General features: G+C 71.2%; 11 protein-coding genes and 1 pseudogene. 6 read left to right on the plus strand and 6 right to left on the minus strand.

The window, feature by feature from the left end; all coding sequences use genetic code 11:
- Positions 1-99: 99 nt before the first annotated feature.
- The 5 genes from RM540_RS02145 (at position 100) to RM540_RS02165 (ending at position 5,486) form a co-directional block, all read left to right on the plus strand.
- Positions 100-1,446: a lamin tail domain-containing protein gene (locus RM540_RS02145; RefSeq protein ID WP_311661708.1), complete on the plus strand. Its 1,347-nt coding sequence runs from the start codon at positions 100-102 to the stop codon at positions 1,444-1,446.
- A 226-nt stretch (positions 1,447-1,672) separates the two neighbouring features.
- On the plus strand, positions 1,673-2,068 hold the full coding sequence (locus tag RM540_RS02150) for a HesB/IscA family protein (protein ID WP_311661710.1): 396 nt from the start codon (positions 1,673-1,675) through the stop codon (positions 2,066-2,068).
- A gap of 126 nt (positions 2,069-2,194) precedes the next feature.
- Positions 2,195-4,744: an ATP-dependent Clp protease ATP-binding subunit gene (locus RM540_RS02155; protein ID WP_311661712.1), complete on the plus strand. Its 2,550-nt coding sequence runs from the start codon at positions 2,195-2,197 to the stop codon at positions 4,742-4,744.
- Between the two features lie 128 nt (positions 4,745-4,872).
- Entirely contained in the window at positions 4,873-5,175 is a 303-nt protein-coding gene (locus RM540_RS02160) for a type II toxin-antitoxin system ParD family antitoxin (protein WP_311661714.1), read from the plus strand.
- Positions 5,172-5,486, plus strand: a complete 315-nt coding sequence (locus tag RM540_RS02165; RefSeq protein ID WP_311661716.1) for a type II toxin-antitoxin system RelE/ParE family toxin — start codon at positions 5,172-5,174, stop codon at positions 5,484-5,486. The genes RM540_RS02160 and RM540_RS02165 overlap by 4 nt, the downstream gene beginning before the upstream one ends.
- 130 nt (positions 5,487-5,616) lie before the next feature.
- On the opposite strand, the gene RM540_RS02170 is transcribed toward RM540_RS02165, so the two are convergent.
- The 6 genes from RM540_RS02170 to RM540_RS02195 form a co-directional block, all read right to left on the minus strand.
- Positions 5,617-6,552: a DUF3667 domain-containing protein gene (locus tag RM540_RS02170; protein ID WP_311661718.1), complete on the minus strand. Its 936-nt coding sequence runs from the start codon at positions 6,550-6,552 to the stop codon at positions 5,617-5,619.
- 122 nt (positions 6,553-6,674) lie between these two features.
- Positions 6,675-7,070, minus strand: coding sequence for a T9SS type A sorting domain-containing protein (locus tag RM540_RS02175; RefSeq protein ID WP_311661720.1), 396 nt, complete (start codon positions 7,068-7,070; stop codon positions 6,675-6,677).
- A gap of 95 nt (positions 7,071-7,165) precedes the next feature.
- Positions 7,166-7,948, minus strand: a complete 783-nt coding sequence (locus tag RM540_RS02180) for a rhomboid family intramembrane serine protease (RefSeq protein ID WP_311661722.1) — start codon at positions 7,946-7,948, stop codon at positions 7,166-7,168.
- A 107-nt stretch (positions 7,949-8,055) separates the two neighbouring features.
- Positions 8,056-8,655 (minus strand): hypothetical protein, encoded by a 600-nt coding sequence (locus RM540_RS02185; protein ID WP_311661725.1) that lies wholly within the window; start codon positions 8,653-8,655, stop codon positions 8,056-8,058.
- A gap of 60 nt (positions 8,656-8,715) precedes the next feature.
- The gene (locus RM540_RS02190; protein ID WP_311661727.1) at positions 8,716-10,092 is read right to left on the minus strand and encodes a nucleotide sugar dehydrogenase; all 1,377 of its coding nucleotides are present in this window, start codon (positions 10,090-10,092) and stop codon (positions 8,716-8,718) included.
- Positions 10,093-10,302: 210 nt separating this feature from the next.
- Positions 10,303-11,190 (minus strand): T9SS type A sorting domain-containing protein, encoded by an 888-nt coding sequence (locus RM540_RS02195; protein ID WP_311661730.1) that lies wholly within the window; start codon positions 11,188-11,190, stop codon positions 10,303-10,305.
- Between the two features lie 407 nt (positions 11,191-11,597).
- Between RM540_RS02195 and RM540_RS02200 the strand changes: the two are divergent.
- Positions 11,598-14,743: pseudogene (locus RM540_RS02200) on the plus strand (hypothetical protein); the annotation flags it as partial.

Raw genomic sequence — 14,743 nt, forward strand, 5'->3', positions numbered from 1 at the left:
CCCGCCCCTCTGCGCGCCGCCTGCGGCAGCCGGACGCCGTTTAGCCCCGGCGCCCTAGGTTGGCGGCACGCCACCCCGCCCCGCCCTCTGGGACCGCCTATGCGCTCGACGCTCCTCCTCTGCCTCGCCTTCGCCGCCCCGCCCGCCCTCGCGCAAGCGCCCAGCCCGGGCGACGTGGTCATCAACGAGGTGATGTACGACCCGCCGGCGCCGCAGCCGCCCGGGAACGAGTGGCTCGAAGTCCTCAACCGCTCCGGCCGCACGGTCGACCTGGGCGGGGTGGCGGTCGCCGACGACGGGGACGTGTCGGCGCCCGTCGCCGCCCCGCTCGCGCTCACGCCCGGCGCGTTCGCCGTCTTGGTCCGCAACGGCGAGGCGTTCGCCGCCGCCTACCCCGGCGTCCCGTTTATCGAAGTCGACCGCTTCCCCACGCTCAACAACAGCGGCGACCGCCCCGCCCTCATCCTGGACGGCGCGGAGCTCGACGCCGTCGCCTACACGTCGGCCTGGGGCGGGGCGGACGCCTCGCTCGAACGGCGCGACGCGGACGGCCCCTCGGTCCGGGACAACTTTGCCACCTCGACCGCCCCGGCCGGCGGGACGCCCGGCGCCCCCAACGCGCGGTCGGCCCCGAGTGGCCCGCCGCTCCCGCCCGGCAGCGTGGTCATCACGGAGGTGATGTACGACCCGGCGCTGGGGAGCGCGGGCGAGTACCTCGAAGTGTTCAACGCGACCGACGACCGCACGGTCGACCTCGCCGACCTGTCCCTGAACGACGGCGGCCCGCTCGTCGACCGCCCCGCCCCGCTCGCGCCGGGCGCGTACCTCGCGCTCGTCCGCGACCCGGCCGTGTTCCGCACGGCGTTCCCCGACGCCGCGCTCCTCGACGTGGGCGGGGCGGCAAGCCTGCCGAACGCGGGCGGAGCGGTCGTCCTCCGCGCGAGCGGGGCGGCGCTCGACTCCGTCGCCTACAACCCGGCGTGGCACCGGCCCGAGTTGGATGACGCGGCGGGCGTCGCGCTGGAGCGACGCGACCCGGCCGGGGCATCCAACGCGGCCTCGAACTGGTCCTCGTCGCTGGCCGAGCGGGGCGGGACGCCCTCGGCCGAGAACAGCGTCGGGCTCGCCGACCGCCCCGCCCCGCGCGGCGATCTCGTCGTCACGAGCCCGTTTGCGCCCGAGCGGGGCGAGGCCGCCGAGATCACGTACGCGCTCGGGTCCGAGGCCGCCCTCGTCCGCGCCCGCGTGTTCGACGGCGGCGGCCGGTCCGTCCGCGAGCTCGAGCCCGGCCGCCTCAGCGGCTCGACGGCCCGGCTCGTGTGGGACGGCCGCGACGACGCGCGCCGGCCGCTCCGGGCCGGGATCTACGTCGTGCTCGTCGAGGCCGTCGACGTGGCCGGCGGGACGACCGAGGCGCAGAAGGCGGCCGTCGTGCTCGCCCGCTGACGCCGCGGGCGGGGCGGGTAAGCCCCGCGCCCCGGGCGGCGTCAGACGGGGCGGCGGTCCCGTACCTTCCGACCGACGAGCGGGGCGGCCCCGACGGCAGAGCCCGAGGACAGGTCCGCAGGGCGGCCCGCCTGCTCGAAGGCGGACGCAGATTCCACACGGCCCGCCGCACGGACGGAACAGCGGTCGCCGTTCTCTGATTCGACCCACAGACCCCCCGGGACCCATGAGCACCGTACAGACCGCGCCGGCCGAGCCCGCCGCCCCGCCCGCCCTCCCCGCCCCCGTCACGCTCTCCGAGCGGGCGCTCGCCGAGGTCCGCCGGATCGTCGCCAACAAGCAGATCCCGGCCCAGTTCGGGCTCCGCGTCGGCGTCAAGGGCGGCGGCTGCTCGGGGATGAGCTACGTGCTCGGGTTCGACAAGCACCGCGAGCACGACCTCACGTTCGCGCTCGACGCCGCGGCCGACGACCCCGTCACCGTGTTCATGGACAAGCGCCACGGGCTCTACCTCATGGGCACGACCGTCGATTACCACGACGGCCTCGACGCCCGCGGGTTCGTCTTCGACAACCCCCAGGCGACGCAGACTTGCGGCTGCGGCTCCTCGTTCGCCGCCTGATCCAGTGTATCAGTCCGTCAGTCCTCAGTGAGTCAGTGTTCGCCCCGGCGGCACCGCCCCGCCCCGACCACTGACGACCGGACGCGCTGACCTACCGACTCACTGAACACTGACCCACCGACTCTAATGGAAGGCAACTTTTCCAACCGCGTCCGCGACGTGATCTCGTACTCCCGCGAGGAGGCGATCCGGCTCGGGCACGACTACATCGGGACCGAGCACCTCCTGCTCGGGATCATCCGCGAGGGCGAGGGGATCGCCGTCAAGATCCTCCGCAACCTCGGGTGCGACCTGTTCAAGCTCAAAAAGGCCGTCGAGGACACGGTCCGCTCGACGGGCGGCACGCTGACGGTCGGGAACATCCCGCTGACGAAGCAGGCCGAGAAGGTCCTCAAGATCACCTACCTCGAAGCGAAGCTCTACAAGTCCGACGTGATCGGGACCGAGCACCTGCTCCTGTCCCTGCTCCGCGACGACGAGAACGTGGCGGCCCAGATCTTGCAGCAAGCGTTCTCCGTCACCTACGACGCCGTCCGCGCTGAGCTCGACTCGATCCTCAGCGGCAAGGCCTCCCCCCGCGCCTCGGCCGACGAGCCCTCGGGCCGCGGCCGCGGCTCCCGCTCCTCCAGCAGCAAACGAGAGATGGCAGAAAAGTCCAAGACCCCGGTCCTCGACAACTTCGGCCGCGACCTGACCACGCTCGCCGAGGAGGACAAGCTCGACCCCATTGTCGGGCGCGAGCAGGAGATCGAGCGCGTCGCGCAGGTCCTCAGCCGCCGCAAAAAGAACAACCCCGTCCTTATCGGCGAGCCCGGCGTGGGCAAGACGGCGATCGCTGAGGGCCTCGCGCTCCGCATCGTCCAGCGCAAGGTCTCGCGCATCCTCTACGACAAGCGGATCGTGACGCTCGACCTCGCCGCGCTCGTGGCCGGGACCAAGTACCGCGGCCAGTTCGAGGAGCGGATGAAGGCGGTCATGAACGAGCTCGAGAAGAACCAAGACGTCATCCTGTTCATCGACGAGCTCCACACGCTCGTCGGCGCGGGCGGGGCGTCGGGCTCGCTCGACGCGTCGAACATGTTCAAGCCGGCGCTCGCGCGCGGCGAGATCCAGTGCATCGGGGCGACGACGCTCGACGAGTACCGCCAGTTTATCGAGAAGGACGGGGCGCTCGACCGCCGCTTCCAGAAGATCCTCGTGGACCCGGCCACGCCCGAGGAGGCCGTTGAAATCCTGACCCAGATCCAGCCCAAGTACGAGGCGCACCACAACGTCGAGTACGACGAGGGCGCCATCGAGCTGACGGTCAAGCTCTCGGAGCGCTACATCACCGACCGCCACCTGCCCGACAAGGCCATCGACGTGATGGACGAGGCCGGCGCGCGCGTCCACCTCGCCAACATCAAGGTGCCGGCCGAGGTCGTCGAGCTCGAGGAGAAGATCGAGACGGTCAAGGAGGAGAAGAACCAGGTCGTCAAAAGCCAGAACTTCGAGGAGGCCGCCCAACTCCGCGACCGCGAGAAGAAGCTCCAGGAGGAGCTCCAGAACGTGAAGGAGGAGTGGGAGCGTCAGGCCGAGGACGAGACGTACCCGGTGACGGAGTCCGACATCTCGGCCGTCGTCGCCATGATGACGGGCGTGCCGGTCGACCGCGTCCAGACGTCGGAAGGCGCTAAGCTCCTGAACATGGAGCAGGAGCTGAAGGGGTCGGTCGTGGGCCAGGACGAGCCCATCCTCAAGCTCGCGCGGTCCATCCGCCGGACGCGCGCCGGCCTCAAGGACCCCAAGCGGCCCATCGGCTCGTTCATCTTCCTCGGCCCGACGGGCGTGGGCAAGACGGAGCTGGCCAAGCGCCTCACGGAGTACCTCTTCGACACCCAGGACGCGCTCATCCGCATCGACATGTCGGAGTACATGGAGAAGTTCTCCGTGTCGCGGCTCGTCGGTGCGCCTCCCGGCTACGTGGGCTACGAGGAGGGCGGGCAGCTGACCGAGAAGGTCCGTCGCAAGCCGTACTCGGTCGTGCTCCTCGACGAGATCGAGAAGGCGCACCCGGACGTGTTCAACATCCTGCTCCAGGTGCTCGACGACGGCATCCTGACGGACGGGCTCGGCCGCCGGGTCGACTTCCGGAACACGATCATCATCATGACCTCGAACATCGGGGCTCGGGACATCAAGAACCTGGGCAAGGGCATCGGCTTCTCGCTGTCCGAGGAGACGTTCGACTACACGAAGATGAAGTCGACGGTCGAGGACGCGCTCAAGCGCGTGTTCAACCCCGAGTTCCTCAACCGGATCGACGACGTCATCGTGTTCCACCCGCTCGAGAAGAGCCACATCCTGGAGATCATCGACGTGATGAAGCAGGACCTCTTCGCGCGCGTGAACGAGCTCGGCATCGAGATCGACCTGACGGACAAGGCCAAGGAGTTCCTCGTTGAGAAGGGGTTCGACCCCCAGTTCGGCGCCCGCCCGCTCCGGCGCGCGATCCAGAAGTACGTCGAGGACCCGATGGCCGAGGCCATCTTGACCAACGACCTCGAGGAGGGCGCCAAGATCACGGTCGACTACAAGGGCGAGGGCGAGGAGCTCGCGTTCAAGACCAAGAAGCCGCGCAAGAAGAAGGCGGCCGCCGAGGCGCCCGAGGCCGAGGAGGAAAAGTCGGACGACTAGCTCCCCGCCCGCTCTCTTGATCTGCCGCCCCGCCCGCGTTCTGTGGGCGGGGCGGTCGCGTTTCGGACGGGCGTTGGCGCTTGCCGGCGCTCCACTCTATCCTACGGCCCCCACGCCTTCCCGCTCCGATGAACGTCTCCCTGCCCTCCCAGCTCGACGCGTACGTTCGAGACCTCGTGCGGGGCGGCGACTACAGCTCTGCGTCCGAAGTCGTCCGCGAGGGGCTACGGCTTCTGAAAGAGAAGAGGGAGCGGGACGAGGAGACGGCAGAGCTCCGGCGGCTCGTCCGAGAAGGCCTCGCCAGCCCCGCCGTCCGCGTGACACGTGGGGAGATGAAGGCGCTTATGCGAGACCGGATGGCCCAGCTCCGAGGCGAGGTCGAGCGCGGCGACCGCCCCGCCCCCGGCGGCTCCGCCGGGGCCGAAGCTTGAGGGCGTACGACCTCCACGAACGAGCGGTCGCCGACCTGCTCGACCTCGCTGAGTTCGCTAGGGCATACGACGAGGAGGCCGGCGACGAGCTTGTCGACGACGTGTTCGACAGCTTCGAGCGACTGAGCGCATTCCCCCACCTGGGGCGGAGGCGGCCAGAGCTGGCGCCGGCTCTCCGGAGCTTCGCGTTGAACCGGCGGCGTGTAACGGTCTTCTACTACGCCCAACCGAACGCGCACGACCGGGTCCTGATCGCCAGAGTCCTTCGTCAAGAGCGGGGTGTGGGTGCGTCCGAATTTGAGGAGGTGTAAAGGGACGACTCTGAGGAGGAGGCCGATCCCCGCCCGCTCTCTTGATCTGCCGCCCCGCCCGCGTTCCGTGGGCGGGGCGGTCGCGTTTCGGGCCGGCCTCTCCCCCACCCCGCCCGCGCGGGCGGGGCGGTCAGGGCGCCGGCACGTCGACGGTCCAGAGCGTGACGAGGAAGAGGACGAGGCGGTAGCCGGTTGTGACGAGCGGCGACAGGCCGAACCCTACGACGGCCGAGACGAGGCCAGCTTGCCACCACCGCACGGCGTAGGCACGGCGCACAGCGGCGACGAGGTACGCGAACACCATCGTCATGACGACGGGGTCCATGCTGCGGCTTGCCCACTGGACGAGCGGGCCTGACCCGAGCCAGTTGCCCACGAAAACCAGGGGTACCCAGACGAGGGCGAGAGCGAGCGTCCCCGCCATCGCAAACGCGACGTAGTGCGTCGAGAACACGAGGTACCGGACCCCCGATGCGCGCGTCCAGAACAGAGCGAGGGCGAGGCACAGCGCGAAGCCTGGAACGAAGAGGCCGATGAGCGTTGTCGCGAGCGTCCCGCTCTTCTGGTCAAAGGCCGCGTCGTACACGTCCTGCTCAACGCCAGCCGCTTCCGACCCTGCCGCGAGGCGGGACGTGGCCCACTCACCATAGAGCCCCATCTCCCGCTGGCCGTCAGCGCTCCCCAGGAAGGCGCTTGTGGCTCCGAACGCGCTGAGGGTGAAGAAGAACGCGACGTTCGCGACCAGAAAAATGCGGATCGGGCGGACGTAGAGCCCGCGCCGCCCGCTGAAATACTCGACCGTCAGCTTGCCCGGGACGAACAGCGCTTTGAGCGAGCGCCACAGCTTCCCGTCCGCGCTCGTGGCTTCGTGGAACTGCTCGCGCAGAAACGACCCCAACCGCTCGTCCTCGGGCCGCGGCCGGCGCTCGCCGCAGGCGTGGCAGTACGGGCCGACCACCCCGCCCCCGCACGCAGCGCAGACCGGCTCGGGCGGGGCTGCCGCGTCCTCCACCCCGCCCACGGCGGGCGGGACGGCCTGGACGTCCAGAGCGGGCGGGGCGGGCATCGGCGGCACGAGTGGCGGAGGCGAGGCGGCCGGAACCTAGCGCCACCCCGTCCCCCCTCTGGGCCACAAAAAAGCGCCGGCCTCCAGAGAGGCCGGCGCAGCGTGACGGCGGGCGGGGCGGTCTACCGGACGAGAGCGACCGAGCGCGTGGCCGTCGCGCCGCGCCCGTCCTGGGCGCGGACGATGTAGAGGCCCGGCGGGAGGTCGCCGGCGTCGATGCGGAGCGTGTACGTCCCGGGGCGCGTGTGGCCCTCGTGGAGGAGCGCCACGCGGCGCCCGAGCGCGTCGTACATGGCGACGGTCAGCGTGGTCGGCTCGTCGATCGTCAGCTCGAGGCGCGACGAGGCGGCAAACGGGTTTGGGCGGGCCGTCGAGAGCCGGAACGGCTGCGGCACGTCGTCGACCTGCTCGAACGCCGCGCGGGCGGGGCGGTCCGGCGGGGCCGCGAGCGCCGACGGGACGGCGGCGCCCACGAGGGCGACGGCGGCGAAAACCTGAAGAGCGTGGCGAAGGGGCATCGGCGCGGGGCAGACCGGGAGAACAAGCCTCCGGGAAGATCGGACATACAGTGTCTAGATACAAACGGGTTCCTCCGCAATCCTCGTGCCCGGTCTCACCGCCGGCGCCCCACCGCCTCGGCCCGTGCCAACGCGTTGGGCTGCTCGCGGAGGCCCCGCGCGCGGAGCACGAGCGCGATCGCCACGCCGGTTACGAATCCGCCCACGTGGGCACCGTACGCAACGCCGCCCATCTGCTCGGCCGAAGCGATCGCGCCGTACCCGTTCACAAACTGGAACGCGACCCACAGCCCGAGCACGACGACGGCCGGGACCGACACGACGCGGAAAAAGAAGAGGGCGTAGACCCGGTTCGTCGGGAAGAGGACGAGGTAGGCCCCGAGCACGCCCGAGATCGCCCCGCTCGCGCCCAGCGTCGGGACCAAGCCGTGCGGGCCGAGCGCCACCTGGAGCGCCGTCGCTGCGACGCCGCTCGCGAGGTAGAACAGGAGGAACGGGCCGGTCCCGAAGCGGTGCTCCACGTTGTCCCCGAAGATCCAGAGGTAGAGCACGTTGCCGGCGATGTGGGCGTAGCCGCCGTGCATGAACATCGACGAGAGGACCGTGAGGTAGATCCACGGCGCCGGTCCCGGCCCCGGCCGCTGCGGGATGTCGGCCGGCGTGCGCACCTCGGCGGCCGGGTCCACGCCGGGGATCGGCCGGTCGTTCACGAGGTCGCGGCCCGACGTGATCTCCTCGGGCACCGCGCTCCACCCGTAGGTGAGAGCCGGGTCGGCGAGTTGGAGCCCGAACACGAGCACGTTCGCGACGATGAGCAGGATGGTCGCCCACGCCGGCCCGTCGAGGAGGCGGTCGTCGTCGCTGATCGGGAAGAGCACGGGCGGGGCGGGCGGGGGCCGTCGTGAATGAGGCCGCCCCGCCCCCAGATCCCACGCACCCGCCCCGCCCTCGGCGGGCGGGGTGGCGTCGCTGCTCGGGCGTCGCGCTACGCGGGCGGGTCGGCGTCGGCCGGGCGACGGAGGCGGCGGAGGTCGTGCCGCTGGTACGCCCGCATCCGGCTGCGGAGGCCGCGGAGGTAGCGCGCGCGCTCGGCGAGCACCCACCGGACCAGCCACACGACGGCGGCGGCGACGAACGCGAGCCAGATCGGGTGGAGCGGGAAGTGCTGGAACAGCCACTCCCGGACGCCGATCTGGCCCGGCACGCGGAACTCGTCGGGGACCCGGTTCGCCGTTTTCTCGGCGGCCTCGCGGGCGCGGGCCTCGACGTCCTCGAACAGGCTCCGCGCCACGAGGTCGGTCTCAGGCGTGGCCGTGCCGAAGATGGCCGCCGTCGCGCTCCACGGAACCCACTCGTGCAGCGCGAGCCCCGCCCCGCCCACGAGGAACGCCGCCACGACTGGGAAGACGACACCGCGGACGAACACGCGGCGGCGCTCTGACCGCTCGGTCGCTTGGCGCCGCGCGCTCGTCGACCCGTCGGCGCGGCGCGCGAGCCGCCCCGCCCGGACCCACGCCTCGTGCGGCCACGCCGTGACGACGAAGGCGACGACGAGCACGGGGACCGCGATGGCGATCCAGGTCACGGGCGGGGTGGGGTGAGCCGCAGGGCCTCTAGGATACCGCCCCGCCCCCGCCCTGCGACGCTACGCCAGCGACGGGACGCTGTCGGCGAACACACCGTCGCCCGAGATCCCGACGACGCGGCCCGGCCCCTCGACGCCGCGGAGCACGCCGCGCGTGTCGACGATGAGCGGGGCGTGCTGGCGCACGGCCGCGTAGTCGACCGTCGTGTGGTCGGTGACGATGACGACGGCGTCGGCCGACGAGAGCGCCTCCTCCGTCAGGTCCACGCTATGGAGCGGGAGGCCGGTCAGCGTCGTGTGGCCGTCGTCGGCGATGACGGGGCAGAACGGGTCGTGGTAGCCCACGTTGGCCCCGTTCTCCTGGAGCAGCCGGAGGATCTCCAGGGCTGGGCTCTCGCGGAGGTCGTCGATGTCGCGCTTGTAGGCCACGCCGAGCACGAGCACGCGGCTGCCGCGGATGGGCTTGGCCACGTCGTTGAGCGCGTCGGCCACCTTGCGGACGACGAACGAGGGCATCTCGGCGTTGATCTCGCTCGCCACGTCGATCATCCGCGTCTTGTAGGCCAGCGACCGCATCTTCCACGACAGGTAGTGCGGGTCGAGCGGGATGCAGTGGCCGCCCAGCCCGGGGCCGGGCGTGAACTTCATGAACCCGAACGGCTTCGTCGCCGCCGCCTCGATCACGTCCCACACGTTGAGGCCCAGCCGGTCGCACGCCTGCGCGAGCTCGTTGGCGAGCGCGATGTTGATCATGCGGAACGTGTTCTCGTAGACCTTCACGAGCTCGGCCGCGCGCGCGTTCTCGGTCGGCACGAGCGCGTCGAAGATGGTCTCGTAGAGGGCGACGCCGGCCTCGGCGCACGCGTCCGTCACGCCGCCGATCACCTTGGGCGTGTTCTTCGTCTGCCACGTCTCGTTGCCCGGGTCCACGCGCTCGGGCGAGTAGCACAGGAACACGTCGCGGCCCACGACGAGCCCGGACTCCTCGAGGAGCGGGCGGAGCACTTCGTCGGTCGTCCCCGGGTAGGTCGTCGACTCGAGCACCACGAGCTGCCCCGCCCGGAGGTGGTCGGCGACCGTCCGCGTGGACGACAGGACGTACGAGAGGTCGGGGTCCTTGATCTTGTTGAGCGGCGTCGGCACGCAGAGCGAGACCGCGTCGCAGTCGGCGAGCCGCGCGGGGTCGGTCGTCGCCTCGATCTGGCCGCTCTCGGCGTACGGCGCCAGCGTCTCGGACGGGACGTCCTGGATGTGGCTCTCGCCCGCGTTGATGGCCGCGGCGACTTCGGGGTCGACGTCCAGCCCGACCACGCGGTACCCAGCGCGGGCCACCTCGACGGCGAGCGGGAGCCCGACGTACCCGAGGCCGACGATGCCGACGACGGCTGTGCGGTCCTCGACACGGGACAGGAACTGCTGGAGGGGGCTCTCGGACATGGCGGAAGATGGCTGGGGGTCCTGCGGAGAGGGCAAGCGGCGGGCCGAACCTTGCACGTACCCATACAGCGGGCGGGGCGGGACGGATCGCGTGTCAACGGGGGCCGCCAAGGCGCTCGTGCGCACGGGGGCAGGGCAGGTACAGGGTACGCCACCGGACGGCCGTTCAGATCCGCCGCCGCCGTGCGTTCCGCGTGCGAACGGCTCAGGCTACAGCTTAACGAACCGGACGGCCGCCCCGCCCCCCGCCCCGCCCTGCACGCGGACCACGTAGGCGCCGGGGCTCAGGTCCAGGTCCAGGACGGCCTCCCGCACAGCCCCGCTCGAAGGGAGCGGGACGACGAGGACGCGGCGCCCCAAAGCGTCGAACACCTCGGCCGTCGCGGGTCCCGGCGCGGCCCCCTCGACCCGCAGCGTCACCGGCCCCGCAGCCGGATTCGGCCACGCGCGGACGCGGAGCCCCGCCGGCGCACCGTGGGCGGGGCGGTCCGAGCGAAGCGGCGTCCCCACCTCGCTCAGGCCGACGTGGGCATACTGGAGAACGTAGGTCCCGTTGGGGCCGGCGATGACGACGGGTCCCAGCCCCTCGGCGAGGACAAGCACGCCGAAGCCGGCTTCGGACGCGTAGGTCCGAGTCGATACCTCGTGCCCCGGCGCGATCGCCAGCGCCCCCTCCCCGACTGTGACTTGCCGGCGGTCGCCCGCCCCGCCCGCGGCGCAGTCGACGGCGCCCGCCCCGCCCAGCGGGCACGGCGCGAGCTGCGGCGACGGGCGCTCGCGGCTCCCGTCCCACACGACGACGCGCGCGGAGCCCGCGTCGTAGCGCGCGAGGTACCGGGTGACGCGGGCGGGCGACGTGGGTGCGGCCCACGCCGAGTCGACGACGCTCGCGTAGGACGTTGCCCCGATGAGCGTGTCCCCCGTGACCGACCGGCGGAGGGCGGCGCCCCCTTCGCTCGCGTAGTCGAACACGCTCCCCGAGAGGAGGGGGAAAAACGCCTCAGCGTTCGGAGACGCCTCGGCGGCGCGCGCTGTCTCTGGGCGGGGTGGTGCGTCTTGCGCCGTCGCGGAGGGGGCGTACAGGACAGCTACGCTCATAGCCACCACACTCGCGGCGCGGGCCGCTATCGTAGTCAAGCAGGTCAATCGTTTCGCCGTCGCCGGCCTTTCGTGGTCCCCACCACTCGGCCGAGACCGCTAGGCCTCGGGGTACGGGAGTGTACCCTATCGGAGCGGGTCGGGGCGGCGGCCTCAGCGAAAGCACTGAACGATCACACGGGCATTCCCCGCGGCTGCGCATCCAGTCGCCCCAGCGGCTCTAGGGCGGGGCACCCGTTCCCGCCGTTCTGCCGGAGTAGCGTGTTTAGGGGGTTGCCGGATGGAAGTTCATGAGGCTGTCGTCTGCCGACAATGCGAGGTCACGTTGCACCTCCGTTGCATCTGAGCGGGGTGACTCGACTCGGGGCCGCCGGCGCTGATACCGCCCCCCGCTTCCCTCTGCATCTATGTCCCCCCGCCCCGCCCCCCGCGTGCCCGCCGCCCCGCTCTACCTCCGCGTTCTGCTCCCCCTCGTGTGCGCCTTGTGCGTCTCGGGTCTTGCGCGCGCGCAACCCTCAGCGTACACGTCGCAGGAGGCGCCGCCCGACGTGGGCGCCGAAGTCACGCAGCGGATCGACCTGGAGCCGGGGCCGAACTTCGTCTCGCTCTACGTCTCGCCGGAGAGCCACGACCTCGAAGACCTGTTCGGGGACCAGCTCGACCAGATCTTCCTGATCAAGGACGGCGAGGGCGCCGTGTTCGCGCCCAAGTACGGGGTCCGCGACCTTACGGAGTGGCGGTGGACGCAGGCCCACCTCGTCTACGTCCGGAACCCCGTCACGGTCGAAGTCCGGGGGCAGCGCATCGAGCCGCAGTCGGCCTTGCCTCTGGAGCGGGGATGGAGCTGGGTTCCCTACTTTGGGACGGGGCCGATGGACGTCGAGGAGGCGTTCGCCTCGCTCGGGGCCTCGATGACGCGGGTCGAGGACGTCGACGGCCGGACGTACCCCGAAGCAAACAACGCGGAGCCGCTCACGGCGCTCCAGCCCGGGCGGGGCTACCGAGTCCACCTCTCGGACGCGGCGACCCTCGTGTACGGCGCGCCGGAGGGGGCGCCCCCGCCCCGCCCTGCGCCGCCGCCGCCGCCGCCGTCGGAGCGGATCGCCGCGGCCACGCTCGCGGACGCGCTCGCGCTCCGCGGCCTCGAGCCGGGTCAGACCGTCGAGGTCGGCGGCTACTACGCCGAGGGCGACGGCGGCGGCGGCACGTTCGACGTGACGGCGAGCGGGGCGGCCCCGGACGGCGGGACGGTGTTCGTGCCGGACGAGCACGCGAGCGGGGTGGTGATGGAGGCGCACAGGTACCGCCACGACCAGCGGTTCGAGGGCGTCCCACGCGGCGAGGACGTCGTGTTCGGGTCGCTCTCTCTCGATGTCCTCGACGAGCGCGGCTCCCTCTGGCTCCGGATCCCCGGGCACTACCTCCACGGCCACGCTCACGGCTTGAGCCGGACGCTCGCGCCGGGCTTCTTCTACGGCGACGGCGGCCGGTTGAACCTGTACAAGGCCCGGATCGGCCGGGACCGGACCGTCCAGTATTCGTACCGCCACACGACGGGCGACGTGCGGCTCGAGCGCGTGCGCTCGGAGCCCGTCCTCCGGGTCGAGTGGTTCGGCGCGCGGCCGGCCGCGCGTGGCCCAAGCTGGACCGGCTCGACGGATGTCCAGCCCATCCTGGCCCACGTGATGAATGTTGCGGACGCCCTGAACGGGGAGCGGTCCGGCGCCGTCCGCGAGGTGCGGCTCTCGTTCCCCGACGTCTACGACACCTTCGGGTCGATCATCGTCCCCAACGGCGTCACGCTGCGGGGCGAGGGCGGGACCGAAGTCCAGACGGTGACGAACGACCTGGGCCACACCTACCGCCCGGTCCGCGTCCGGCCCCGGCACACCCGGCTCCGCACGATGGACGGCGAGGCGTTCCGCCACATCCGCATGCTGAAGAACTCGTCGGACCCGGCCTACCTCGCGCCCGACGCCAAGTTCGTCCTCAAGGGCCGCCCGACGTCGCTCTGGGTGGGGCACGGGGTGATGGAGGCGGGCATCGAAGACATCGTCCTCGACGGGAACTGGGAAAACAACCAGCAGCCGTGGACCGAGGACTACGCGTCGTACGCCGAGCTCGAGGAGTGGGGCCGCAACTCGCCAGGCCACGCGGGCTTCGTCTCGACGAACCACAAGGGCGTCTACATCCCGCAGGGGCAGCACCTGACGGTCCGCAACGTGGCCGTCGACGGGTTCATCTCGAACGGCCTCCTCGGCAACGCCAACAACACGTGGACGGTCGAGAACGTCCGCCTCGGGAACAGCCTCTGGAACCACGTCCTCTACAACGCGAACGGCTCCTACACCAACCTCACGCTGCACGGGTTCGCGTGGGACCACGTGGCGTGGGGGTACGGAACGGTCGACAACCTCGTGTTCGAGGACGGCGCCGTGAGCCCGACCCGGCGGGGTCGGGGAATGTGGGGCATCCGGGGCGGCGATGCCCACGACCCGGCCGACCTCGCCGGCGACGACGGCTACTTCACGCGCGAGGACGGGACGGTGCCGACTAATTTCGGCACGACCGTTACCGGGATCTACCTCGACTTCCGAGAGGCCGCCATCGGAGCCTTTAGTGGCCTCGGGCCGAACATCGCGATCCGGGGGGTCTCGCATGAGGACCCAGCTCGGATCGTGACAGACCCAGGTAGCAGCTTCGGCTACGTGTTCGCAGAGAGCGGGAACGGCTACCAGCGCGCGCTCTACCCGAACAACGTCATCGAACACGTCGTGCTCTACGACCTCGGCTCGAAGGAGCGAGGCGGCTTGTTCGGCACGCTGAACGTGACCCGGTCGACCTACCGCGACATCCGCTCGGATCGGTCACTCGGCGGAACTGGCAAGAGCGCTTCTACCCTGAAGCTGAACGCGACCCACCGGGGACGCCCAGAGTGGGACAACGTGCAGACGGTGACGTTCGAGGAGATCCACGAGGTGGCCCCCCACAAGTTCATCGCCAAGGTGGGCGTCTCGGACGACGCCGTCGGCCGCGAGGTCACGATCCGGCGGAGCTCGTTCAACAACACGACGAACACCCTCTTCCGCGGGTCGAACGGGGGCGGAAACCTCGCGGGGTTCAAAGGCGACCCCTCGAAGCTCCGCGTCGCGTTCGAGGACGTGTCGCTCAACATCCACGACCGATACTTCCTCAACCTCGAGCTCTTTTTCGCCATGTCCACGCTTGACCGCGTCACCGACGCAAAGAGCGGGCGGACGAGCGAGGACGGCGGCCGCGCCTCGTTCACTGGGCGGGGCGGGGAAGTGTTCGTGGACGTCCCGACCGAGCTCCTGTGGCGGCCGCTCGACCCGTCGTTCGTGAGCGTGACGCCCCGGTCGGGCACGGCCGTGAAGGTGGGCCGCGTCGAGGTCGTTCCTTCGTACACGAAGGACGGGGACTGGCGCGCGCCAGTCCTCCGGCTCCACCTGGACCGCCCGCTCCGGGGGGGCGAGGCCGCGTCGTTCGACTGGTCCGCCGCCGTCCGCCCGCCCGGGGGTGGGGGGGGCGTGTG

Origin of the sequence: Rubrivirga litoralis, assembly GCF_031846415.1 — a bacterium.
GTDB lineage: Bacteria > Bacteroidota > Rhodothermia > Rhodothermales > Rubricoccaceae > Rubrivirga > Rubrivirga litoralis.

Excerpts from the sequence above, each read along its gene's own strand:
- RM540_RS02145 (WP_311661708.1), top strand. The coding sequence starts at position 100 with ATGCGCTCGACGCTCCTCCTCTGCCTCGCCTTCGCCGCCCCGCCCGCC.
- RM540_RS02170 (WP_311661718.1), bottom strand. The coding sequence starts at position 6,552 with ATGCCCGCCCCGCCCGCTCTGGACGTCCAGGCCGTCCCGCCCGCCGTG.
- RM540_RS02150 (WP_311661710.1), top strand. The coding sequence starts at position 1,673 with ATGAGCACCGTACAGACCGCGCCGGCCGAGCCCGCCGCCCCGCCCGCC.
- RM540_RS02190 (WP_311661727.1), bottom strand. The coding sequence starts at position 10,092 with ATGTCCGAGAGCCCCCTCCAGCAGTTCCTGTCCCGTGTCGAGGACCGC.
- RM540_RS02195 (WP_311661730.1), bottom strand. The coding sequence starts at position 11,190 with ATGAGCGTAGCTGTCCTGTACGCCCCCTCCGCGACGGCGCAAGACGCA.
- RM540_RS02155 (WP_311661712.1), top strand. The coding sequence starts at position 2,195 with ATGGAAGGCAACTTTTCCAACCGCGTCCGCGACGTGATCTCGTACTCC.
- RM540_RS02160 (WP_311661714.1), top strand. The coding sequence starts at position 4,873 with ATGAACGTCTCCCTGCCCTCCCAGCTCGACGCGTACGTTCGAGACCTC.
- RM540_RS02175 (WP_311661720.1), bottom strand. The coding sequence starts at position 7,070 with ATGCCCCTTCGCCACGCTCTTCAGGTTTTCGCCGCCGTCGCCCTCGTG.